A 21,111-nucleotide genomic window follows, 5' to 3' on the forward strand; every position below is an offset into this window, starting at 1 on the left:
CCCAGGTCAGCACCGGAACTGGCCCCAGGTGACCGCAGCTTCCCAAGCTGAGAGTGCGAGTTCGATTCTCGTCACCCGCTCCAGAATTTGCCCCCAGGTCAGCGGCCTGGGGGTTGTTTGTCGTCTAGACCAATTCGGGGGCGGCGTGCCCTCCGCGTGCCCTAAGTGCAGGTGGGAGGCGCCGCCGGAGTCTCCTTGGGGTTCGATTTTCGAGGCGAAGAGGCAACTTGCCCCAAATCGCGAGACGCTTTTCTGGTGACCTGCGTCACAGAGCGTTCGCCCGTGTGTGAAGTCGCTTACGCAAAGGGGTAGTTGCACCCAACGTGGTTCCCTCAGCCGACGGCGACTGTCCGCCGGTGGATCGGGCCCGTGCCCCGGCTGAGCGGCAGTCCCGTGCCTCGGTGGGCGTGGGCGTGGGCGATGATCTCCGCGGTGATGGGGCAGCATGCGCCAGCTGGTGTCCAGCGCGTTCAGGTGCTGAACGTTGAACCGGAATTCGACCACAAGCCCGGGACCTGTGGAAATGCAGGCCCATCTCAGCACCATCCCAGCACAGGACGCGCGACAAGGCACGAGAAGCCTCAGGACTGTTTCACGACGCGGTCGCCGCCGATACAGATCTCCGGTCGCTTGGCGCCGATACGGCGAAGAGCGACCGGAGACCGGTGGGGCACAGCACCGCTGCGTCGCGATCGGCGAGAGGGGCTGTCGTTGTGAGAGTGCGGTCAGGCGGCGAAGGAGGCGAGCAGTTCGTTGTACTGCTTGGCGGCGGTGTCCAGGTCTTCGTCGGAGAGTCCGAAGGCGGTGCCGTAGAGCTTGACCATCGGCTGGATGTCGAACTGGCACAGCCGCAGGGTGGCGTGCCAGTTGCTGAGGAGGGTCTCGATGGTGGCCTGGTTCGAGCCTTCGGGGGTGTAGTGGTCGGCGGGGACGCCGGCGGTAACGGCGACGACGGCCTTCTTGCCGGCCAGTTGCGAGGCAGAGCCGTCCATGGTGAAGGCCCAGCCGAGGGTGAAGACCTTGTCCTGCCACTGCTTGAACAGCGGGGTGGTGTTGTACCAGAACACCGGGTGCTGGAAGACGATCACGTCGTGTTCGGCCAGCAGCGCCTGCTCGGCGGCGACGTCGATCTGGAAGTCGGGGTAGGTGGCGTAGAGGTCGTGCACGGTGACATGGGCCAGATCACGAACGGCGTCCACGAGCGCCGCGTTGGCCTTCGACTGGGACAGGTCGGGGTGACCTACGACAAGGAGAACCTTGGACATGACGAGGAACCTCTTCAGTGATCAGTGAAATGGGTGAATGGATGCAGGTCGGTCGGGTGTGACGCGTCGGGAACTTCGCCGGGGCGTCAGTCCTTCGCGAAGTCCAGGCGCGTGGGCTGATCCGGGCGCAGGGGCGCCGGCGGTCAGCGGTCGATGCTGGCCATGTTGACCTCGTCGTGGCGTTCGCCCGCGGCCGGTGTGAGGTTGTTGAGGCGGTCGAGCTGAGCGGCGCTGAGTTCGATGCCGTCGGCGGCGGTGTTCTCCTCGACGCGCGTAACCCGCCGGGTGCCGGGGATGGGGGCGATGTCGTCGCCGCGGGTCAGCAGCCACGCCAGCGCGGTCTGTGCCGGGGTGGCGCCGATCTCTGCGCCGATGGCCTGTACTTCGTCGACGATGCGCAGGTTGCGCTGGAAGTTCTCTCCTGTGAAGCGCGGGTTGGTCTTGCGCCAGTCGTCGTCGGCGAAGTCGTCGACGGTACGGATCTGCCCGGTCAGCAGGCCGTGCCCGAGCGGGGAGTAGGGAACGAACCCGATGCCCAACTCGCTCAGCAGCGGGAGGATCTCGGCCTCGACGTCGCGGGTCCACAGCGAGTATTCGGTCTGGAGCGCGGCCACCGGATGCACGGCGTGCGCTCGGCGGATCGTGTCGGGACCGGCCTCGGAGAGTCCGATGTGGCGCACCTTGCCTTCGGCGACCAGCTCGGCCAGCGCGCCGATGGTCTCCTCGATGGGCGTGTTCGGGTCGACGCGGTGCTGGTAGTAGAGGTCGATGTGGTCGGTGCCGAGCCGCACGAGCGAGCCCTCGACCGCGGCCTTCACGTTTCCGGGGCTGCTGTCGATGACGCCGGGGCCGTCGCCGGCGTGGGAGACGAGGCCGAACTTCGTCGCCACCACGACGTCGTCGCGCCGGCCCTTGATGGCCTTGCCGACAAGTTCCTCGCTGTGGAAGGGGCCGTAGATCTCGGCGGTGTCGATGTGGGTCACCCCGAGGTCCAGGGCCCGGTGGACGGTGCGGATCGACTCGGCGTCGTCGAGCCCTCCGCCCGTGGTGTAGACGCCGGCCATGGTCATGGCTCCCAGGCCGATACGGGAGACATCGAGCCCGCCCAGCGATACGTGCTTCATCAGGTGTTCCTTTCGTGACGGCCGTCAGGACCGGTCGGTGGTCGTGATCAGTGGGGTGCGCCACCACATGGAGGGCCGTGCTTCGGTGGTCCGCGCGTTGCCAGCGCGGGCGCTGCTGCCCGGGTAGCGGGTCAGGGCCGTAGGTGTGCCCGGCGGCTTCCGGTCTCGGCCGGGGCATGGTGCTCACGTGTGGGTGTCGTCGTGGGTCAGGCTGCCAACCACATCGATGCCGCAGGTCGTTGGCGATGCGCGGGGCTTCGTCAAGGCGGCTGAACTGGCTGCGCCTCGTCAGTGCTCCTGGGCCGCCGGCTCCAGGACGAGGACCGGGATCTCACGGGTGGTGTTCTTCTGGTACTCGGCGTAGTCGGGGAACGCCTCGACGGCCCGGGCCCACCACACGGCCTTCTCCTCCCCGGTCACCTCACGTGCCAGCATGTCCTGGCGCACCGGGCCGTCCTGCAGCTCGACCCGGGGGTCGGCCACCGCGTTGTGGTACCAGACCGGGTGGGTGGGGGCTCCTGCCATGGAGGCGATGACCGCGTAGGTGCCGTCGTGCTCCACCCGCATGACCGGGGTCTTACGGATCTTGCCGCTCTTCGCGCCCAGGGTGGTCAGGATGACGACTGGCAGGTCCCGGAGCCTCTCGTCTTCGTCCCGTGCGACCAGGACACTGAGCGTCGTTCCCTGCGTACCGCCGGAGCTTTCGTACTGCTTCACCTGGTCACGTACGAACTGCGCCTTGCTTGGCTCGTACTCGCCTTTGAGGGGCATGTTGTCCCTCTCAGGCGTGGGTGTCGTCGTAGGCGAGGTTGTCGCCCAGTTCGCGGGAGGCTTCGGCCTGGGCGAGGAGTTCCTTCGCCTTGGCCTCGGCGGCCTCGATGGCATCCGCACCGGCGACGAAACGCAGCAGCGGCTTGTCCTGGCCAGCGATGGTGAGCAGGGCGCGGGCGAGCTTGGCGGGGTCGCCGGGCTGCTTGCCGTTCATGCTCTTCATGCCCTCGATCCGCGGGGCGGTGCGCGGGGCATAGTCGTCGATGGACAGCTCGGGCCAGTTGGTGGAGCCGTCCACGAGCAGTTCGGTGCGGAAGTAGCCGGGCTCCACGATCGTGGTGCGGATGTTGTACGGCTCGACGTCGTAGCGCAGGGACTCCATCCAGCCCTCTTCCGCGAACTTGGAGGCGGCGTAGGCGGAGGTGAACTCCATGCCGACCAGGCCGGCCGTCGAGGTGATGGTGATGACGTGGCCGGCGCGCTGTGCTCGCATGATCGGCAGGACGGCGCGGGTGACGTTCATCGGGCCGAAGAGGTTGGTCTCGAACTGCCGGCGCATCTGCGCGGGCGAGATCTCCTCGAAGTAGCCGGTGAAGAGGTTCCCGGCGTTGTTGATCAGGACGTCGATGCGGCCGAAGCGGTCGACGGCCGCCTGCGCAGCGGCCTCGGCATCCTCCAGGCTGGTGACGTCCAGCTTGGTGACCAGCAGATTGTCCTGCGGCCCGCCGAGGGTCTTCTCGACCTCCTCGGGGCGGCGGCCGGTGGCGACGACCTGGTGGCCGGCGGCGAGGGCCTCCCGGGCGATGTCGGTGCCCAGACCGCGTCCGGCACCGGTGACGAGAATGACCTTGCTCATGGGGGGATTTCCTTTCAGGCACCGTGATCCGGCACCCGCTGTGTGCGGGGGGGGGGGTGATGCATGCAGCGCCGCAGAAGGGGCTGGGACCGGCGGCACAAGCGCCGTCCGTCCGAACGGTTCACACCGCCGTGGGCGGTGCACCACCAACAAAACCGCTTGTCACGGGAGTGTGGGAGTCCCTCTTGAGGGGGTCACTGACAGGGACCCCCAAGCCGGCGGATGCGCTCGTAGAGTGAAGCGCATGGCAGGCAGAAACGACCCACAAGGCACCAACCGCGACATCCGCGATGATTTCCGCGCGGAGATCCGGGAATTTCTCGGCACGCGACGGGCCAGGGTCACCCCCGAGCAGGCCGGACTGCCCCTGTACGGCGGAGAACGCCGACGCGTCACCGGGCTGCGCCGCGAAGAGGTCGCCCTCCTCGCGGGCATCTCCAGCGAGTACTACACCCGGCTGGAGCGCGGCAACGCCACCGGCGTCTCCGAGAGCGTCATCGACGGCATCGCACAGGCACTCCAGCTCGACGAGGCCGAACGCATCCACCTGCTCGACCTCCTGCGCGGCGCCGGCACAACCCGCCCGCCACGCCGCCGCCCGGCCCAGCAGCGCGTGCGGCCCACAGTGCAGCGCGTACTCGACTCCATGGCCGGCACACCCGCGTTCATCCTCAGCGGACGCGGAGACATCCTGACCGCCAACCACCTCGGACGCGCCCTGTTCGCCCCCGTCTACGCCGACCCGGCACGGCCGCCGAACAACGCCCGGTTCGTCTTCCTCAGCCCCCACGCGACCGAGTTCTTCCGCCACTGGGACGAAGTCGCAGGCGACACCGTCGCCATGCTGCGCGCCGAAGCCGGCCGCGACCTCTACGACCGACGGCTGACGGACCTCATCGGGGAACTGTCCACCCGCAGCGAGGAATTCCGCCGCCGCTGGGCGGCCCACAACGTCCGCATGCACACCACCGGCGTGAAACTCCTCCACCACCCGGTCGTCGGCGACCTCGACCTGCCCTTCGAAACCTTCCCGCTCCCCGACAGCCCCAGCCAGTTCCTCCTCACCTACACCCCCGAGCCCCACTCACCCACCCAGGACGCCCTGAACCTGCTGGCCAGCTGGGCCGCCACCAACGACGACATCGAGCGGTCCGCGCCGGCCGACGACTCCCAGCCCGCCGACTCGGCCGAGACCCCCGACTGACCGACGAGCCACGCGAGTCAATCCACGGCAGCTTTTGCGGAACAGCGGCAGCATCCGCTACCGATATCGAGGTCAGGACAGCGCAGCCGTCTACGCGTGGCTCTGTCAGTGAGTCGCGGTCGGGGAGGCTCGCCCCGACGTCGCCCCCGCGCTCGTCGCCCTGTATCGGGTGACCGCGAACGTCCTGCGGGTCAAGAACTCCTGGCGCTTCACCTTCAGCCACGCCACGCCCCACACCAGCACCGCGGCCGCCCTCTGGGAGGAGATCGACGCCCACACCCGCGAACTCCTGACCCGCGCGCAGCGCGAAGGTCTGCTCGCCCCCTACGCGAGCCTGGAGTGGACAGGGCAGGTGTACTACGCCCTCATGTCACCGTGATGCCGGGCTGAGACCCCAGAGAGCTGGACGCCACGCGCCGAGTCCGCAGACACCTTTGCACTGCTCAGCTGTGAACCGGGTCCCCGGAGCGCTTGCCACTCTGAAACCGATCGGTGTACCGTATGGGAAACCGATCGGTTTCAGAGCGTTCATGACCTCCGGTCATCGGCCGCAGCGCCAGTCGGTCGGTGCCATTGACCGCCGGGCTGATGCAGAGGTCGGTCCCGAATGCGCCGCGCCCGGCGCGTGCCGATCGCGTGCGTACTCAACCTCGGAGTCAAAAACCATGTCTTCTCATGCCACATCCAGCATCTTCGTCATCGGCGGCACAGGGGCTCAAGGAATGCCCATTGTCCGCGCTCTTGTCGCCGACAAGAAGTACTCCGTCCGGGTGCTCACTCGGGATGCCACATCTCCCCGGGCCCAGGCTCTCCTCTCACTCGGCAACGTCTCCATCCTCGAAGGGTCATTCGCCGACGAGGACGTGCTGCGCGAAGGATTTCGCGGCTGCGACGGGGCGTTCATCAACATCGACGGGTTCAACACTGGCGAGAAGACCGAGACCTACTGGGCCATCCGCACATACGAGATAGCGATCGAAGAAGGAATCAAGTTCTTCGTCTACGGAAACCTGGACTACGCCCTCAAGAAGTCAGGCTACGACTCCAGGTTCCGCACCGGTCACTATGACGGCAAAGGCCGCATGGCCGAATGGGTACTGTTCCAGAACGAGACGAACAGGGACCGCATGGGAGCAGCGGTCTTCACCTCGGGTCCCTACATCGAGATGGTGATCTCGCCGCTCACTCCCATGCAACCCAGCATCGAGGACGGCGTCGTCACATGGCGAGTCCCGCTCGGCGATGGAGCCGTTCCGCATGTGGCTCTCGAAGACTGCGGATTCTATGTCCGCTGGCTCTTCGACCATCCTGAGCGAGCCAATGGCATGGACCTCGAAGTCGCCATCGAGCACATGACCTATGCCGATATGGCGGCGGCATTCGAGAAGGTCACCGGGCACCCGGCGCAGTACATCGACACCGATCTGGAAGCATATTGGAACAGCCCGGACCTGAAGGGGATCGCGGATCACCCTGCCGGATACAACGCCGACCCCAACGACAAGAGCACCATGAGCTTCCGTGACAATTTCACGGGCTTCTGGAATGTGTGGAAGCACGGAATCATCACCAGGGACTACGCTCTACTCGACGAAATCCACCCCACCAGGATCAGAAGCGCGGAGGAGTGGTTCCGTCGCGAAGACCAGCTGGGAAGAGAACTCGGCAAGGGAAGTCTCTGGGAGAGGATTCAGCCGGAGAACTGGAGCGTGGACTCCGCGGTTCTCAAAAGCAGCGCGGATTTCAGGACGGGCAAGTTGTAGACGGCCGCGATCAGCGCTGCCCACGCACTGTCCGACACGGTCAGGAATGGCCGACCGGCGTTCCGGCAGAGAGTGATCCATATCGCTCACGCGGTCCCTATTAGTTCATTTGATGTAACTAGTTCCGTGGGGGAACCGTAGGGCTGGATCAGCCCGCACCTCACACCATGGAGGACCTCATGACCGCGATCAGTACGGCCAACACCGCAAGCGAGATGGTGCGCTCGGCCACGACCACCGCGTTGCGGATTGCCGCGCGCAACCTTGAGCTCTACGACACCGGCAATGTCGCCGGGGCAGACGAGGTGTTCGCCCCGGATCTGATCGACCACAACCCCGCTGACGGCGCCGCCTCGGGCATCGACGGCATGCGAGCGCTGATCGCCGCGGTCCGCGACGGATTCACCGACACGCAGCACCGGATCCTTTTCCAGGAGGAGCTTCCCGGCGGCTGGGTGGTCCTCCACTGGCGGATGACTGGGACCCAGACCGGAGACGCCTTCGGGTTCGCCGCCAGCGGCAACCCGGTCGATATCAATGGCACCGACATCATCCGCGTTGTCGACGGCAAGATCACCGAGATCTACCACGTCGAAGAACTGCTCAAGCTCACCCAACAGATCGGAACCGGCGCGCAGTCGGCGTGAAGATCGAGGTCTTCTCGGACAACGCCCGCCCCTGAGTCCTGATCTGCAAGCCTCGCCTGAACGCGGCGCTTGCGGACTTCGGACACCGCAGCCTGGTACGGCTCGTGTGCCGCAGCATCAAATGAGACACGGCCGCCGCTGAGGCGGTCGTGCCGCTTCTGGCGCCGAGCCCCGCGAGAAGCTGGCCGTTGGTGACAATCGAGTCGCCCACGACGGCTCCGGCCGGAGCCGTCGCGCTGGGTCTCGTCCAGGGTGGGCAGCACATCACCGCGCCGGAGTTCAGCCCAGACGGCCACAGCCTCTCGGCGGGTGACCGCACCGGCCGCGTCGCCCTGTGGACGGCCGGCGGCACTGCTGTGCCAGAGTCCTGCGCAACGCCTTCCCTCAGGTCCCTCGGTGACACCGCAGAGGCAATCGGTGCCCTCGCCCTCAGTCCTGACGGCCGCAGCCTGGCCACAGACGGCACGTCGGCACGCTCCAATCGGCAGCCGGAGCGACGAGCGACAAAGCGACGCTGAACCGTATCCACCCCGCCGTAACATCGGCGGCTCGGCCGTCATCTCGCTTCTGACCCGCCCGGCTGCGAGAACACCCCGGCGGGGACCAGACGGCGGTCCCCGCCTCGACCGGGGCATCCCGACAGCGTCGCCGATCCGCGTCAGAGATCGATGTCGGCCAGCCACTGGCCAGCGGTCCGGGGGGCACACCGAGGAGCTTCCGGGCGGAGCGCTCGGCTGTGATCGAGTGGTCCGGCTGCGTACTGAGGGCTCGGTACCTGTCTGCGATGGCGGCAATGGCTTGCTCGCCCATCGCGGGAGCGAGCGGCGCGAAGAAGGCGTGGGGGTCGGTCGCCTCGTACAGGTCCTCTCCGCTGATGGCCGGGTACTGTCCGACGGAGACCACACCGGTGACGTCCGCGACCCGGTCCCGGTCGCGCACTACACCCGAACGCGGGTGGCCACGGCGCTCTCGGGACGGTCAGGCCACCGCGTTCAGCAGGTCGGCCAGCACATCAGGCCGTTCCAGGGCGATGAAGTGGCCGGCCTTCGGCACCTGCGTGAACTCGGCGGCGGGCAGCAGCTTCTTGTTGGCCTCCCGGTCCGAGGGCCGGGACCAGTCCTTCTCCCCGTAGACGAGGTGGACGGGCGCCTTGACCTCGGGGTAGCGCGAGCGGGCCGCGATGAGGCTGGGCAGGGCCTGGTACACGGCCCGGGCGACAGTCGGGTAGCCGGGACGGCCGCCCACCTGGAGGAGCTCGTCGATGTAGTCCTCGCGCAGTGCGCTCTTGTCGCCGAGGCCGCCTTGAAGGATCGTGCGGAGGGCGGGCTTGGGCTCGACCCCGGCGATCACGGGGCCCACGCCGGGCGCGAGGACACCGCTGACCACTACACGGGCGAGGAGACTTGAGCGGGCGATTCCGCCGCGGAAGTCGTACGTGTTGACCGCGACGACGCGTCGTACCCGCTCCGGGAGATCGGCCGCGGTGGTCAGGGCGAGCACCGCGCCCATGGACTCCCCGACCAACGTCACGTCATTCAGGTCGAGTTCGGTCAGCAGCCGCTCGACGCCCGCACGCATCGCGGGCTCGTCGTACGACGCCCCGGGCACGATCTCGGAGTAACCCATCCCCGGCAGGTCGAGGGCGTACACGGTGTACCGGTCCGCGATCAGCGGGATGAGGTGGCGGAAGTGCTCGGCCTGGGTGCGCACGGTGTGCAGCAGGACCAGAGGGGCGCCGGTGCCCGCCTTGAGGTAACGCAGCGTTCCCTCGCGGCCGACAGATCCCGCGCGCGGGGCGATGGTGTGGCTGGTGGTCCCCGGAATGCGAATTGTGGGACGTGACTCTTGGCTGGGCATCTGGCCGACTCCTTGTGTGTGAGGGGGTTACCAAAACGGTCATGACTCTCACCGGAGAGCGAGAAACCGATCGGTTTCCATCAGGGTAAACAGATCGGTTTCCAGGCGCAAGCCCGGCAGGCCCTCGGCTTCACCGGGGCGTTCCGTACCCGTGGACGCCCGGGATGACCAGCTCTCCGCCTGCCTGTCCTGCCTGGTCGATGTCGGCGTCGCCCAAGCCCAGTTGGAGCTTGAGGTCGAGTTTCCCGACCGTGCCGTAGAGCCACTCCGGGACGGTGTCGGGCGCGAGGTGGAGGCGGAGGACTGGAGGCAAGGGCACGCCTTCGAGGCCGGAGAGGGCGCCCGTCAGGCTCTCGACGCACATGGCGATGCGGGCGCCTCACAGCGCGGATGTCGGGCCGGGCGCTCCGTCGACGTGCCGGATCCGCGGGCCGACGGGTGCGGCCATCTTCAGGTCACGGATCGCAATGGCCGCCGCGGCGAACCCGAGCGCCCGTTTGGGCCCGGCGGCCGTGTCCACGGTCACCACGCCGCCGGAGACGAGGTCGCGCAGTTCGAGGCGGCTCCCCTTCATGGTCCAGGACTTGGCGGCGAATCGACCGGCGCTCGCGCCCTCGGGAGCCTTGAGATCGCTGACGCCACAAGCGCGGGAGGCCCCCGTGGTGGGCGCCGGTCGAGACGACAGCTCGGAGGCCCGATGGCCGGGGGCGGGTGACGAATGGGGTGCGGCCGGCGGCGCGCCGGACGGTTCCGCGGCCGGCGGCGTCGGAGCGGCCGGAGTCGGTGCGGGACTCGCGCCGGGTGGCGGACTCTGCTCCTCGGTGCCGCCGCGAAGGAGGGAACGGCAGAGGTACGCAAGGCCGGTGGTGGCGGTCACGCTCGGTCTTGAAGGTGCGGCACAAGGCGTCGACGCCGAACAGCCAGGGGCCGGTCGAGGCAGCGTCGTCGGCCTACGCGGATTTCGACCCTGTCGGGGCAGTCCCGGGCCAGAAGCGACCCGTTCACTTGCGCCTGGGAAACCGATAAAACCGATCTGTTTCCCTAAGTGGAAACAGATCGGTTTCCTGCTGATGGTCGGCCCATGACCAGCGACTAAGGGGAAAAGTGAGTACCACCTTCGACAGCGGGGCGCCCGCCTCCGGGAAAACAGACTCGGGCCGCCGTGGCTCACACGCCGTGCGCTGGTGGGTGCTCGTCGTGCTGGGCGTGGCGCAGCTCATGGTCAGACCGACAGGGCTGCACCGCGCCCTCCCGGAGACGAAGCCGAGAAGACCTCTACCCCAACGTAGCGGGAACCGTATTCACATACCCTCTAGGCCGTGGGCGGCGTCGAAGATCGCTTCGACAAGCGTTGTAAACCGATCGGTTTACAATTGGCCGGAATCGAGTTAACCTCGCGGTATGACCACCGACGCGAAGCCAAGTCCCCGAGAGCGGCTGCTGGAGGCAGCAGCCACGCTGACCTATCGAGACGGTGTCGGCATCGGCGTCGACGCGCTGTGCAAAGCGGCGGGGGTGTCGAAGCGCTCCATGTATCAGCTGTTCGAGAGCAAAGGCGAACTGCTGGCGGCAAGCCTGGAGGAACGCGCCTCCGCCTACGTGGCGACTCTCCTGCCCCCGGCGGACGACAACCGGTCACCCCGCGAGCGGATCATGCACGTCTTCGATCAGTTGGCGTCACAGGCGGGTGCGCCCGACTTCCAGGGATGCAGGTACCTCGCCGTGCAGATCGAGCTCAAAGACCAGAGCCACCCTGCGAGCCGGGTGGCCCACCGGGTCAAGGAGAACTTGACAGCCTTCTTCCGCGCCGAGGCCGAACAGGGTGGGGCGAGCAACCCGAATCTGCTGGCCCGGCAGCTGATCCTGGTCTTCGACGGCGCCAGCGCCCGTGCGGGAATCAAGGCCGACACGCCGACAGGGCTCATCGCTCCCACTGTGACCCTCCTGCTCGATGCGGCGGGCATGCGTTGACGCGTCGCATTTACGGGCAGTCTCGGCGACCGATGCACTCGGCGAGTCGCGGCCGGCCTCCGGCGACCCGGGCAACTCTCATGGCATCACACCCTTACTCTCCTCCCTCCTCACATCCGGGGGGCGACGGCCGCAAGAGCGTTGATGAGCATGCCGTGAACCAGGAAGGGTCGTGAGCTCATCGGCATCGGCCCTCGGCGGCAGGTGCACGGCCTCACGGACATCCAGTCGGTCCGGACGAACTCGCGGGGCGGGGCTCCGATCACCTGGCGATCGACGCCAACATCCGCAGGAATGTGATCGGCAGGCCGAAGGGGAGGTTCGCCGCTTGGGCTTGCGTCGAGAAACCGATCGGTTTACGGTGGTGAAACTGTTCGGTTTCTCGCCGTGCCGGCGAGCCTCGTCCCCGCATTTCCAGGAGCATCGGATGGCTGCCGCGCGCGACGCCGAGGAGCAACCGACTCATCCCAGGATTCCGGCGAAGCTGGCGGCCCACCCGTCGGTGCAGGCTGTGCTCGCCCGGCGCAGGGCCGGAGACGTCACAAGCCCGCCGGCGGTGATCGACGCCGCCTGGCTGCGCGAGCTGTGTCTGGCGGCCGGTGCGGACGACGCGGCCGCGGTCAGCCTGGACCACCCCGATCTGGCCGGCGAGCGCGAGTACGCGCAGTCGGCGCTGCCCGGCACCCGCACCCTGATCGCGATGGCGGTCCGGATGAACCGCGACAACTGCCGCTCCCCGGCCCGCAGCGTGGCCAACCAGGAGTTCCACCAGACCGACGAGCAGGCCAACCACGCCGCCCGCAGCGTCACCCAGGCGCTCCAGGACGCCGGGTACCGCGCGCTCAATCCGTCCGTCGCCTTCCCCCAGGAGATGGACCGCTTCCCCAGGGAGCGGATCTGGGTGGTGGCGCACAAGACGGTCGCGGTGGCCGCCGGACTCGGCGTGATGGGCCTGCACCGCAACGTCATCCACCCGAAGTTCGGCAGCTTCGTCCTGCTGGTGACCGTCCTGGTGGACGCGGAGGTCAGCGCGTACGGGCAGGCGCTGGACTACAACCCCTGCATCGACTGCAAGTTGTGCGTCGCCGCCTGTCCGGTCGGCGCCATTGCCAAGGACGGCGCCTTCGACGCGCTGGCCTGCACCACCCACAACTACCGCGAGTTCATGAGCGGGTTCACCGACTGGGCGCAGACCGTGGCCGACAGCGAGGACGCCGCCGACTACCGATCCAGGGTCACCGACTCCGAGAGCGCCTCCATGTGGCAGAGCCTGAGCTCTCCGCCCGGCTACAAGTCCGGCTACTGCCTCGCTGTCTGCCCCGCCGGCGAGGACGTCCTGGGCCCGTACCTGGACGACCGCAAGAACTTCATGGACACCGTCCTGCGCCCGCTCCAGGACAAGAAGGAAACCCTGTACGTCCTGCCGGACTCCCACGCACAGGAGTACGCCCGGCGCCGCTTCCCCCACAAGCCCGTCAAGGAAGTCACCGGTGGCTGGCATCCCCCGGCGAAGCGTTCCGCGCCCCCCGGCCGAGAGACACGTACGTCATGAGCGGCAGTCACCCCTTTTACTACCGCCAGGGCCTGCACCGCATCCCGGCGGAGACGAAGCCGGAGAAGACCGCCGTACGGGCACGACGGCAGGCCACCCAAGACGGGCCATCACTCGGAGTGGCCCCGGTGTGCGTCGTCCTGACAGGGACGGCAGGCGCGCACACCATCATGGCTCGGCGACGGCCCTTCCCCCAGGCCGTCGCCGAGCCCTCGCCGGAGACCTCCGGAAACCGATCGGTTTTCATTTCGTCCACTCCGGGTTAACCTCACGGCATGAGCACGGAAGTGAAACTGAGCCCCAGGAAGCGCCTGCTGGAGGCGGCGGCCACGCTCACCTACCGAGACGGCGTCAGCATCGGCGTCGAGGCGCTGTGCAAGGCGGCGGGGGTGTCGAAGCGCTCCATGTATCAGCTGTTCGAGAGCAAGGACGAACTCCTGGCAGTGAGCCTGAAGGAGCGCCCCTCCGCCTACGTGGCGACTCTCCTGCCCGCGATGGACGACGGCCGGTCACCCCGCGAGCGGATCCTGCACGTTTTCGAGCAGGTGGAATCGCAGGCAGGAGCGCCCGAGTTCCGAGGCTGTCGGTATCTGGCCGTGCAGGTCGAGCTCAAGGACCAGAGTCACCCGGCGAGCCGCGTGGCCCACCAAGTCAAGGCGAATCTGACGGCCTTCTTCCGCGCCGAGGCCGAGCAGGGCGGGGCGGGGCGGGCGATCCGGATCTGCTGGCCCGGCAGCTCAGCCTCGTCTTCGACGGCGCGAGCGCCCGCGCGGGGATTCAGGCCGACAACCTGACCGGGCTCGTCGCGCCCACCGTGACGACCCTGCTCGACGCGGCAGGTGTGCACTGACACATCGCCGCCCAGAAGACTCCCTCACCTCCCGGCACCCACTGGAAGCCCGATGGCCGTAAGCGTGTTGCCGAGCATGCCGCAGGCGAAGAAGCTTGCGGTCTTGTCGGCATCAGCGCCCAGCGACAGGTGCACGGTTTCCCAGATACTCATCCAGCCGGCCCGGACGACCTCACCGATCAGGTCATCGCCCTGTACTTCGGAGGCCGCCACGGCGGCATATCCCTGCATCTGCATAAGGAGCGTTTCGGGGCGCGTCGAGATCAGCTGCACATAGGCGTCCGCCATCACCTGCCGGGCTCGCTCGCCTCCCTCCACCCCGTCGGCCGCCCTCTCGAAAGCCAAGCGAGTGTCTTCCGCGCTCCGCACCAGAGCGGCGACGAAGATCGCCTTCTTGTCCGGGAAAAGCCGGAAGAGATACGGCTGCTTGACGCCGACCCGCTCGGCGATCGCAGCGGTGGTGGTGCCGCGGTAGCCGGCGATCGCAAACTCGGCGATCGCCGCGCGAATGACGTTCTCACGCCGCTCCTGCGCACTGATCCGGCCCATGGCGGCATTCTCCCTGCTTGAACTTGCATGCGAAAACCGATCGGTTTACCCTAGCGGAAACTGATCGGTTTCGAGTGGGTGCGGGAGTCCAGGATGACGACAGATCGGCCGGTGGCACTCGTGACGGGTGCGTCATCCGGCATCGGGAAGGAAACCGCGCTCGCCCTCGTCGCAGCCGGATTCAACGTGGTCGGCACAAGCCGTGACACCTCACGCGCCACCCCGCTCGACGGCGTGACGTTCCTCGGACTCGACGTCGCCAGTGACGCCTCGGTCGCCGCAACGGTCCAGGAAGTGAGCGAGCGGTTCGGGCGGATCGACGTCCTGGTCAACAACGCCGGCGTCGGCTCGATGGGGGCGGCGGAGGAAACCTCCGTCGAGCAAGCCCGGTCCCTCTTCGACACCAACGTCTTCGGGGTCATGCGCATGGTGAACGAGGTCCTGCCGCACATGCGCGCTCAGCGACGCGGGCGCATCATCAACATCTCGTCCGTGCTCGGGTTCCTGCCCCAGCCCTACATGGCCGCCTACGCCGCCTCCAAGCACGCGATCGAGGGCTACACCGAGTCCCTGGACCACGAGGTCCGCGACCACGGCGTCCGGGCGCTCATCGTCGAACCCGCCTACACCAGGACCGGATTCGAGGCCAACAGCGCGAAGCCCGACACCCCCCTGCACGCGTACGCGCAGCAGCGGCAGACCGTCGACCGCGCGATGGCGGAGGCGGTCAGGAACGGCGACGCCCCCGGCGTCGTCGCCCAGGCGATCGTCGCGGCGGCGACCGACCCGAAGCCGAAGCCGCGCTACACCGCCGGCCCCCTGGCCGGACGCGCACGCGCACTGCGCCGTCTCGCTCCCGCCGGGGTCTTCGACAAGCAGATCCGCAAGATGAACCAGCTGGCCGGCTGACGCACAGGCGCTACCCGGGCTTTCCGCACAGCCGCGCCACCACCGGCCGACGCAGGATTCTCCACCGAGCCGCCGGCCTGCCCACCACCAGCTCCGGAAAGCGAAAGGGCCCACCGACTCCGTCGGCGGGCCCTCACGAAAGATCGAGGCTAAGGCTTGAGCACCGCCAGTACATCGTCGAGCGAAACGTCGGTGGGGTCACTCATATCGGAACCATCGAACGTCTGCCAGATATAGGACGCCGTCCCGCTCTCCCGCAGCGGATGCAGGTCGGCCAATTCCGGATCGTCCCGGAACCTGTTGAACGCCTCTTCGGACTCCCATTCCACGAGGAACAGAACCTGCCGTGGCGCGAGGTCACCAGCTACGTTGTCCCGGAAGCGACCAAACGCCACCATTCGACCGCCGTACTGCGGAGCCACTTCCGGCAAGCGGCTGAAATACGCAAGGTATTCCTCCAGGTCGACCACGTCAAACATATTCAGGGCGTAAAACTTCTTCTTCTCTGAATTCGCACTCATTATTAATACCCTCTCCGGTGAGTTGTGGTTGGTGGTGGGGGCCCCGCCGGGGACCCGGTCTACTTGGCGAGCTGGGGGTACAGCCCTGCCAGGTCGCCGGCCAGGCCCGCCTTGACCTGCCGCGAGATGTCGTCGGCGAGCACCTCGTACGCGCCGGTCTCGACGCCGTCGAGGGCGAGGGAGGCGACGTCACGGGGGTCGGACTTGGGCGCCTCGACGCCAGCCGCGAGGTCCGTATCGACGTAGCCGACGTGCAGTCCGGTGACAGCGATGCCGCGCGACTGAAGCTCCAGGCGCAGGGAGTTGGTCTGCGACCACAGGGCGGCCTTGGAGGCGCTGTAGGAGCCGCCGAGCGCGATCCAGGAGAGCACGGAGTGCACGTTGAGGAGGTGGCCGCCGCCGTTGCGCTCAATAACCGGCACGAAGGCGCGGGTGAGAAGCAGCGGGCCGTAGAAGTTGGTCTCGAACTCCCGGCGTACGTCGTCGACCGGGGAGTCGAGGAAGGACGCGCCGACCGAGGCACCGGCGTTGTTGATCAGCACGGTCACGTCCTGCGCCTGCGCGGCGGCGGCCGCCACGGAGGCCGGGTCGGTGACCTCCAGCGCCACCGGGACGGCGTCCGGGTGCGTCACCGTACGCGGGTCGCGGGCCGTGGCGTAGACCTTGCCGGCACCGCGCGCATACAGCTCTTCCACGAGCGCCTTGCCTATGCCGCGGCTGCCGCCGGTGACGAAGACGTTCGCGCCCTTCAAAACAGTCATGACTCTCCCTGGAGAACGTGAAACCGATCAGTTTCCAGAAGCGTAAACCGATCGGTTTTCTGGCGCAAGCTCAAGCGTCAATCCGAACCCCGCCGCATCGGCGGGTGCGCTCGGGCGGCCGGGGCACGCGAGACGGCCCCGAGAGTGCCGGGAAAGGACGCACGCTCCGGCAGCACCGCCCCGACGAGGGCCCAGGACGCTCCCGGGGCGGCTTCACCAGCAAGCTCCACCTCTCAGGCAAGGGCGGGTGACGCCAAGAAGGGGCCAGCTATCCATGTGCACACGCAACGGCTCCGCGCAGTCGGCCCTGGCACGGACGGCCCCATGTAAAAGGTGGGCCACTTCACGCGGCACCCACCCGTCGCCGAGCGTCGTGCCCATAGCGTGCCCATAAGACCGGTGAACCACGGTCAACTACGGTGCGATCATGCGCCCCCGGTGCCACACCAGAGCACGTATGCCCAGTTCAGAGGCTATCCGGCTTCCCAAGCGCCGTCGCTTCCCAAGCTGAGGTCTTCTCGAAAACCGTGAGTCCCGGCAAGGATCTCGGCCATGCGCCAGGCACCCGACTGTTGGCCAGGATCAGCCTTTGTCCAAGTCCTGCCGCATCGCATCGATCAACACCGTGAGAACTTGGTCGTGCTTGGTTCGTCGTACGCCATACTCCGGGTCTTCCAAGCGCAGCCCTTCGGCGATGCGGTCGCCGAACTCTCGCAAGTCCAAGTAGGCACGACGAGATGGATCAACCAGTCCACGCGGAGCGACGATGGTCATCTGTGCACGAAAGGCGTTGCACGGATCGAAAGCTTTGTGGATTGCACTGCGCCTTGCTGCTGGCGATGCATCCGGGTCGCGCGCCAAGACACTGCATGCGTGCCTGGCTTGCGTGAGGCTCGCGAGGTAGCTCCCATACAAGGTCCGGCGGACTTCTGAGCGCTGATTGCTCCGTTCCCGCTTCCAGCGGCGGCCTTCCACGAGGAGCGCGGCAACGGCAGCAATCGTGCCACCCACAAGGGTGCTGGCAAGTGAGGACCACTCCATCTGAGCAAGGTAGAGGCGCACGGGCCGAGGTGGAGGCTCAGGACTGGAAGTGCGCCAGCGGCCACGCTTGTCTATCAGACCGCACCGTCTCATTCATCGCCGTTCACGGCCGTCCAGACGAGACCAACGGCGGTAGCCACCCAGAACGACCGGCCGCCCGTGAACGCAGGTGAACGCCCCCGCACACAGCCCGAGGGCCCACCACCACAGTTGGAAAGCGTGCGCCTTGTCTGGAGGCCTCGCCAGGGCCGCCGCTTCGTGTGTAGTCCGGGCGGTCTTGGAGCGGTGCCTCGCCCATCCCAACGGGCGAATCACAACGACGTTGCTCTTCCTCGCAGTTCGTTCCACGTGACGCTAGGTGTCCTTACCGTGAGCGTCACGCATCGCAAGCAGGGGGGACCGTGAGTACACCGCAATCGCCGAAGAGACCGCCGCGCCCTGATGAAGTGCTCGCCTTCCACAACGGCGACACTCTGGAGAACATCCCTGTCATCCGTGAGACCCCGCGCAAGCGCTTCCCTTGGAAGGTCACAATGGCGGGGGGAGCCGTGGCGATCATCCTTGGGGTTTGCGTTGCTCTGCTCCTGCATCACCCGGCGGAGGGTGGTCACTTCGCCGACGCCGCAACCCATACCCCAGCGACGCGCAGTGCTCCAGGAACTCCGAGTGCGAAGGCCGCTGTCTCTTCCCCGTCGACGACGGCATCTCCCTCGGTCGTCACGGCCGCGCCGCCCTCGGCGAGTAAGGCGCCCACATGCGTTCACGTGACGTACAAGACCCCTCGCGGCGAAGCGAGCTGTGAGTCGAAGACAGACATCTGTAGCCCGGGGGCGCCCTGGTACGTGACTGACATCGAGGCACTCTGTGGTGGCCCCATACCCGTCCAGGCCATCCACGTCATCTCGGAGCCGGCCACTGGCGGAGATCCAGGATCCAGCTACTGCCTCGCCTGGACCGGCAGCAGTAACGGCGCGGGGAAGGACGCCACCCTGCTCATGAACGCACCGGGATATCAGTGCGGGGCTGATCTGGTCGGCGCAAACGGACAAGCGATTCAACCGGACGGCACATCGGTCTTCTACGGCACTCCCCCAGACTGCGCGGAGTCGTACCCGGACACCCGGATGACCTACCCGGCCATCCTGGACTTCCCGAACGATGGCGGTGCGCAACCCCCTCAGTACGTCTGCGTCGCGGCCAACGCAGGAGCCTGATCCGCAGACCGCCCGGAGACGAGACGCGAGCGACCACTGCCGTGCAGCAGTGAAGTACAGCAACCCCAGCAACCGTCAGCGTCGGACAGCGGCTCTTATGAGACCTGTCGCGGCCTGTATGAGCGTCAACGACCGATCTCTATAGAGCTACGGATCAGAAGGTTGTGAGGGGGGTGGGCGCGGAGCCATTCGGCGTCCCGGGGACCCAGTAGTCCGGGGATCCCTATCCGGCCACCCCCTTGGCCGCCGTGTTCTTCGGCAAGAACATCGAACCGGCTCATCTCTGCCACGGAAGCTACGTGACTGCGTGACACCGGCGGACGGGCGCGAACGCCTACTGCACAACAGCGCAGGGGAGAGCCACACCAGCCCAAGAAAGCGCCCCCGCCCAACTTGCTTCGGGACGAAAGGGTCGCGAGCTAAATGCCATCGCGCTCGAACAGCGAGCCGTCAGGCCCCAGCGTGTAGAAGCGCGGCGGACCCATGGCTTCCATGGCCGCTCGCAACTCTGCTTCCTGCTCCGCAGGATCCGGCCTGTTTGGCTCCCGCACATGGAATCCATGGAGTCCGATGTTGTCGGCGTCGACGTCATCAGGCTCGGGGCGGCCTTCCTGGATGAAGCCGCAGAGCGCGCGCAGCGCGTCTTCGCCCAGCTCCAGGGGGTGGAAGGGCAGCGGGTACGGCTCTTCGTCCTCGTCCGGCCAGGGGACGACGTCGGCGGGACGGTCCCCGGCCCAGTAGGGCAGCTCGAAGGGGAGCGGTTCGCCGATGTTCTCGATGATGCCGCTGTCCGGCGACAGACTCAGGGAGCGGACCAGGCGCCCGTCCTCCCACACAGCGAACGCGAGCCAGTCGACGACACTGTGCATGGCGTGCAGGACGAGCCGTCGGCCGGCGCTTGCCGCGACGAGGTGCTCGGGAAGCTGGGACGGGAAGTCGATCATTACCCGTTGGTCGCAGATAACCTCCACGCCCGGCCAGCTTGCGGCGTACGCCGTATCTTTCGGGGGGTACACGCCGCTCCCCAGTGCCGAGCCTGCGAGCTGCTCGATCTCCCAGCCCGGGTAAAGGCGCCGCATCATTTCGGACGTCCGCAGCAGGTCTGCCGCCTTCACCTGCCGCAGCAGGCCCGGCACCTCGCCGTCGGCATAGATGAGCAGTCCCGTCTTGGCTCCCATAGCCCCTCCCCGATGAGTCGCGCTCGATGGCTGTCGCACCATAACCACTGGCACTGACAGCGCCACGAGGCTCGGACCGCGTACCGTGCTGGGCCGTCCCTGGGCCGTGCGAGAGCGCCCGGCAGCGACCGCGGCGACAACCAGTGACAGGTCAGCTACTAGCGCGGTCGGTGAACGGCCAGGTCACGGGCCCCTGACCGAACGGGTTTCCCCCCAGTGCTAGCCGTCAGACAAGATGGGGTGTTTCTCGCCTGACGATCATGGAATATTGCCCCTACCTGCGGGGTGACACATACGGAACCGATTGATCTCACCAGGCTGACCATGGGCCGCGGCCGTCGGTACCCGGAGGTCAGACCGGTGTCGGTCATGATGGAGGTGTGGAGATTGCGCGTCTGATTCTCGACTTCTTCAAGGTCCTCGTATGGCCGCTGGCGGCGCTCCTGGCCCTCTGCGGCCGCCTTCCGGGCCGGCATGGCCTTCTGTCGAGCGCCCGCCCCCTCCCGTGCCCCCGTCCGCTCCTGGATCCCTCCCTCCTTTGGCTTACCGGCCGACGGATTCTGATGATCGGTTGGGAAGTAAGACCTATCCCGGAGACCAGGACCAGCACCTGACCTCACTCGCATACGACGTCCCTGTAGCTGGAATGATCGCCGCGTGGGAGCGGGTCGAAGACGCTCTGCTTGACATTGTTCCAGTGGGTATGCGTGGCCAACGGGAGGAACTCCCATGGCTCGTCGCTTCTCAAGGCCAAATTCCGGAGGACATTATGCGTTCCCTTCTCGCTCTTCGTCGACTCCGGAACGAGGCTGAGGAGTCGGGTCCGAGGGAGACGCCCAGCCCGGAGGCTGCTGTGAAGTACGTCGACAGTTGTCCAGCGCTGGTGTCCTGGCTACGTTCCTACCAACAGAATCGTTCGCAGGGAGCTCCCGATTGAGCGTCGTACTCGTGGCACTGTCAGAGGCAACTGCCAAATCTGACGGTGGCTCACGGTCAGGCTCGCCGCAAGAGCGCGCAGGAGGCGCCGCCAGCTTGGATCAGTGGCAAGGCCGGAGTTGTGCCGTCAACGTCCTACGGC

The 21,111-nt window shown here is 67.1% G+C and carries 20 protein-coding genes and 2 pseudogenes; 10 read left to right on the top strand and 12 right to left on the bottom strand.

Features of this window, described 5'->3' with window-relative positions; translation table 11 throughout:
- Nucleotides 1–725: 725 nt before the first annotated feature.
- The 4 genes from AB5J50_RS04675 to AB5J50_RS04690 all read right to left on the bottom strand — a co-directional run bounded on the left by AB5J50_RS04675 (nt 726) and on the right by AB5J50_RS04690 (nt 4,016).
- Nucleotides 726–1,265 (bottom strand): NAD(P)H-dependent oxidoreductase, encoded by a 540-nt coding sequence (locus AB5J50_RS04675; RefSeq protein WP_369255142.1) that lies wholly within the window; start codon nt 1,263–1,265, stop codon nt 726–728.
- Between the two features lie 143 nt (nt 1,266–1,408).
- Nucleotides 1,409–2,389, bottom strand: coding sequence for an aldo/keto reductase (locus AB5J50_RS04680; RefSeq protein WP_369255144.1), 981 nt, complete (start codon nt 2,387–2,389; stop codon nt 1,409–1,411).
- 288 nt (nt 2,390–2,677) lie between these two features.
- Nucleotides 2,678–3,160, bottom strand: a complete 483-nt coding sequence (locus AB5J50_RS04685) for a nitroreductase family deazaflavin-dependent oxidoreductase (protein WP_369255146.1) — start codon at nt 3,158–3,160, stop codon at nt 2,678–2,680.
- A gap of 10 nt (nt 3,161–3,170) precedes the next feature.
- The gene (locus AB5J50_RS04690; RefSeq protein WP_369255148.1) at nt 3,171–4,016 is read right to left on the bottom strand and encodes an SDR family oxidoreductase; all 846 of its coding nucleotides are present in this window, start codon (nt 4,014–4,016) and stop codon (nt 3,171–3,173) included.
- 244 nt (nt 4,017–4,260) lie between these two features.
- Here AB5J50_RS04690 and AB5J50_RS04695 point away from each other — a divergent pair, with 244 nt between their 5' ends.
- From AB5J50_RS04695 to AB5J50_RS04710, 4 genes are all read left to right on the top strand, one after another.
- Entirely contained in the window at nt 4,261–5,220 is a 960-nt protein-coding gene (locus AB5J50_RS04695) for a helix-turn-helix domain-containing protein (protein ID WP_369255150.1), read from the top strand.
- Nucleotides 5,221–5,389: 169 nt separating this feature from the next.
- Nucleotides 5,390–5,599 (top strand): hypothetical protein, encoded by a 210-nt coding sequence (locus AB5J50_RS04700; protein WP_369255152.1) that lies wholly within the window; start codon nt 5,390–5,392, stop codon nt 5,597–5,599.
- A gap of 286 nt (nt 5,600–5,885) precedes the next feature.
- Nucleotides 5,886–6,983: an NmrA family NAD(P)-binding protein gene (locus tag AB5J50_RS04705; protein WP_369255154.1), complete on the top strand. Its 1,098-nt coding sequence runs from the start codon at nt 5,886–5,888 to the stop codon at nt 6,981–6,983.
- A gap of 179 nt (nt 6,984–7,162) precedes the next feature.
- Nucleotides 7,163–7,630, top strand: a complete 468-nt coding sequence (locus AB5J50_RS04710) for an ester cyclase (protein WP_369255156.1) — start codon at nt 7,163–7,165, stop codon at nt 7,628–7,630.
- A 978-nt stretch (nt 7,631–8,608) separates the two neighbouring features.
- On the opposite strand, the gene AB5J50_RS04715 is transcribed toward AB5J50_RS04710, so the two are convergent.
- The 3 genes from AB5J50_RS04715 to AB5J50_RS04725 all read right to left on the bottom strand — a co-directional run bounded on the left by AB5J50_RS04715 (nt 8,609) and on the right by AB5J50_RS04725 (nt 10,364).
- Entirely contained in the window at nt 8,609–9,487 is an 879-nt protein-coding gene (locus AB5J50_RS04715) for an alpha/beta fold hydrolase (protein ID WP_369255158.1), read from the bottom strand.
- Between the two features lie 130 nt (nt 9,488–9,617).
- Nucleotides 9,618–9,851 (bottom strand): hypothetical protein, encoded by a 234-nt coding sequence (locus AB5J50_RS04720; protein ID WP_369255160.1) that lies wholly within the window; start codon nt 9,849–9,851, stop codon nt 9,618–9,620.
- A gap of 15 nt (nt 9,852–9,866) precedes the next feature.
- Nucleotides 9,867–10,364, bottom strand: coding sequence for a hypothetical protein (locus AB5J50_RS04725; RefSeq protein WP_369255162.1), 498 nt, complete (start codon nt 10,362–10,364; stop codon nt 9,867–9,869).
- Nucleotides 10,365–10,888: 524 nt separating this feature from the next.
- Between AB5J50_RS04725 and AB5J50_RS04730 the strand changes: the two genes are divergently transcribed.
- From AB5J50_RS04730 to AB5J50_RS04740, 3 genes and pseudogenes are all read left to right on the top strand, one after another.
- Nucleotides 10,889–11,458, top strand: coding sequence for a TetR/AcrR family transcriptional regulator (locus tag AB5J50_RS04730; protein WP_369255164.1), 570 nt, complete (start codon nt 10,889–10,891; stop codon nt 11,456–11,458).
- A gap of 427 nt (nt 11,459–11,885) precedes the next feature.
- On the top strand, nt 11,886–13,010 hold the full coding sequence (locus AB5J50_RS04735) for a 4Fe-4S binding protein (RefSeq protein WP_369255166.1): 1,125 nt from the start codon (nt 11,886–11,888) through the stop codon (nt 13,008–13,010).
- A 275-nt stretch (nt 13,011–13,285) separates the two neighbouring features.
- Nucleotides 13,286–13,860 (top strand): annotated as a pseudogene (locus AB5J50_RS04740) (TetR/AcrR family transcriptional regulator).
- Between the two features lie 24 nt (nt 13,861–13,884).
- Here AB5J50_RS04740 and AB5J50_RS04745 read toward each other — a convergent pair.
- Nucleotides 13,885–14,409 carry a TetR/AcrR family transcriptional regulator gene (locus AB5J50_RS04745; RefSeq protein ID WP_369255168.1) on the bottom strand — a complete coding sequence of 175 codons (525 nt, stop codon included), beginning with the start codon at nt 14,407–14,409 and terminating at the stop codon, nt 13,885–13,887.
- A 93-nt stretch (nt 14,410–14,502) separates the two neighbouring features.
- Here AB5J50_RS04745 and AB5J50_RS04750 point away from each other — a divergent pair, with 93 nt between their 5' ends.
- Nucleotides 14,503–15,318, top strand: coding sequence for an oxidoreductase (locus AB5J50_RS04750; protein ID WP_369255170.1), 816 nt, complete (start codon nt 14,503–14,505; stop codon nt 15,316–15,318).
- A 149-nt stretch (nt 15,319–15,467) separates the two neighbouring features.
- Here the strand turns inward: AB5J50_RS04750 and AB5J50_RS04755 are convergent, their stop codons facing one another.
- The gene (locus tag AB5J50_RS04755; protein WP_369255172.1) at nt 15,468–15,839 is read right to left on the bottom strand and encodes a DUF1330 domain-containing protein; all 372 of its coding nucleotides are present in this window, start codon (nt 15,837–15,839) and stop codon (nt 15,468–15,470) included.
- Nucleotides 15,840–15,898: 59 nt separating this feature from the next.
- Entirely contained in the window at nt 15,899–16,600 is a 702-nt protein-coding gene (locus AB5J50_RS04760) for an SDR family oxidoreductase (protein WP_369255174.1), read from the bottom strand.
- Nucleotides 16,601–16,714: 114 nt separating this feature from the next.
- Between AB5J50_RS04760 and AB5J50_RS04765 the strand changes: the two are divergent.
- Nucleotides 16,715–16,848: pseudogene (locus AB5J50_RS04765) on the top strand (IS5/IS1182 family transposase); the annotation flags it as partial.
- A 334-nt stretch (nt 16,849–17,182) separates the two neighbouring features.
- Here the strand turns inward: AB5J50_RS04765 and AB5J50_RS04770 are convergent.
- Complete coding sequence (locus AB5J50_RS04770; protein WP_369255176.1) at nt 17,183–17,641, bottom strand: hypothetical protein; 459 nt, start codon at nt 17,639–17,641, stop codon at nt 17,183–17,185.
- A gap of 764 nt (nt 17,642–18,405) precedes the next feature.
- On the opposite strand from AB5J50_RS04770, the gene AB5J50_RS04775 reads away from it, so the two are divergent.
- Nucleotides 18,406–18,855 carry a hypothetical protein gene (locus AB5J50_RS04775; RefSeq protein ID WP_369255178.1) on the top strand — a complete coding sequence of 150 codons (450 nt, stop codon included), beginning with the start codon at nt 18,406–18,408 and terminating at the stop codon, nt 18,853–18,855.
- A 419-nt stretch (nt 18,856–19,274) separates the two neighbouring features.
- Here AB5J50_RS04775 and AB5J50_RS04780 read toward each other — a convergent pair whose 3' ends face one another.
- A complete protein-coding gene (locus tag AB5J50_RS04780; RefSeq protein ID WP_369255180.1) occupies nt 19,275–20,033 on the bottom strand; it encodes a hypothetical protein in 759 nt (252 codons plus the stop codon).
- Nucleotides 20,034–21,111: the final 1,078 nt, after the last annotated feature.

This window comes from Streptomyces sp. R35 (assembly GCF_041053035.1).
GTDB lineage: Bacteria > Actinomycetota > Actinomycetes > Streptomycetales > Streptomycetaceae > Streptomyces > Streptomyces lutosisoli.

Bases quoted from the DNA above. Each gene is read 5' to 3' on its own strand.
- AB5J50_RS04780 (WP_369255180.1), bottom strand. From the start codon at position 20,033: ATGGGAGCCAAGACGGGACTGCTCATCTATGCCGACGGCGAGGTGCCG.
- AB5J50_RS04685 (WP_369255146.1), bottom strand. From the start codon at position 3,160: ATGCCCCTCAAAGGCGAGTACGAGCCAAGCAAGGCGCAGTTCGTACGT.
- AB5J50_RS04710 (WP_369255156.1), top strand. From the start codon at position 7,163: ATGACCGCGATCAGTACGGCCAACACCGCAAGCGAGATGGTGCGCTCG.
- AB5J50_RS04720 (WP_369255160.1), bottom strand. From the start codon at position 9,851: ATGTGCGTCGAGAGCCTGACGGGCGCCCTCTCCGGCCTCGAAGGCGTG.
- AB5J50_RS04755 (WP_369255172.1), bottom strand. From the start codon at position 15,839: ATGAGTGCGAATTCAGAGAAGAAGAAGTTTTACGCCCTGAATATGTTT.
- AB5J50_RS04735 (WP_369255166.1), top strand. From the start codon at position 11,886: ATGGCTGCCGCGCGCGACGCCGAGGAGCAACCGACTCATCCCAGGATT.
- AB5J50_RS04750 (WP_369255170.1), top strand. From the start codon at position 14,503: ATGACGACAGATCGGCCGGTGGCACTCGTGACGGGTGCGTCATCCGGC.
- AB5J50_RS04675 (WP_369255142.1), bottom strand. From the start codon at position 1,265: ATGTCCAAGGTTCTCCTTGTCGTAGGTCACCCCGACCTGTCCCAGTCG.
- AB5J50_RS04730 (WP_369255164.1), top strand. From the start codon at position 10,889: ATGACCACCGACGCGAAGCCAAGTCCCCGAGAGCGGCTGCTGGAGGCA.
- AB5J50_RS04745 (WP_369255168.1), bottom strand. From the start codon at position 14,409: ATGGGCCGGATCAGTGCGCAGGAGCGGCGTGAGAACGTCATTCGCGCG.
- AB5J50_RS04770 (WP_369255176.1), bottom strand. From the start codon at position 17,641: ATGGAGTGGTCCTCACTTGCCAGCACCCTTGTGGGTGGCACGATTGCT.
- AB5J50_RS04680 (WP_369255144.1), bottom strand. From the start codon at position 2,389: ATGAAGCACGTATCGCTGGGCGGGCTCGATGTCTCCCGTATCGGCCTG.
- AB5J50_RS04705 (WP_369255154.1), top strand. From the start codon at position 5,886: ATGTCTTCTCATGCCACATCCAGCATCTTCGTCATCGGCGGCACAGGG.
- AB5J50_RS04760 (WP_369255174.1), bottom strand. From the start codon at position 16,600: ATGACTGTTTTGAAGGGCGCGAACGTCTTCGTCACCGGCGGCAGCCGC.
- AB5J50_RS04690 (WP_369255148.1), bottom strand. From the start codon at position 4,016: ATGAGCAAGGTCATTCTCGTCACCGGTGCCGGACGCGGTCTGGGCACC.
- AB5J50_RS04715 (WP_369255158.1), bottom strand. From the start codon at position 9,487: ATGCCCAGCCAAGAGTCACGTCCCACAATTCGCATTCCGGGGACCACC.
- AB5J50_RS04695 (WP_369255150.1), top strand. From the start codon at position 4,261: ATGGCAGGCAGAAACGACCCACAAGGCACCAACCGCGACATCCGCGAT.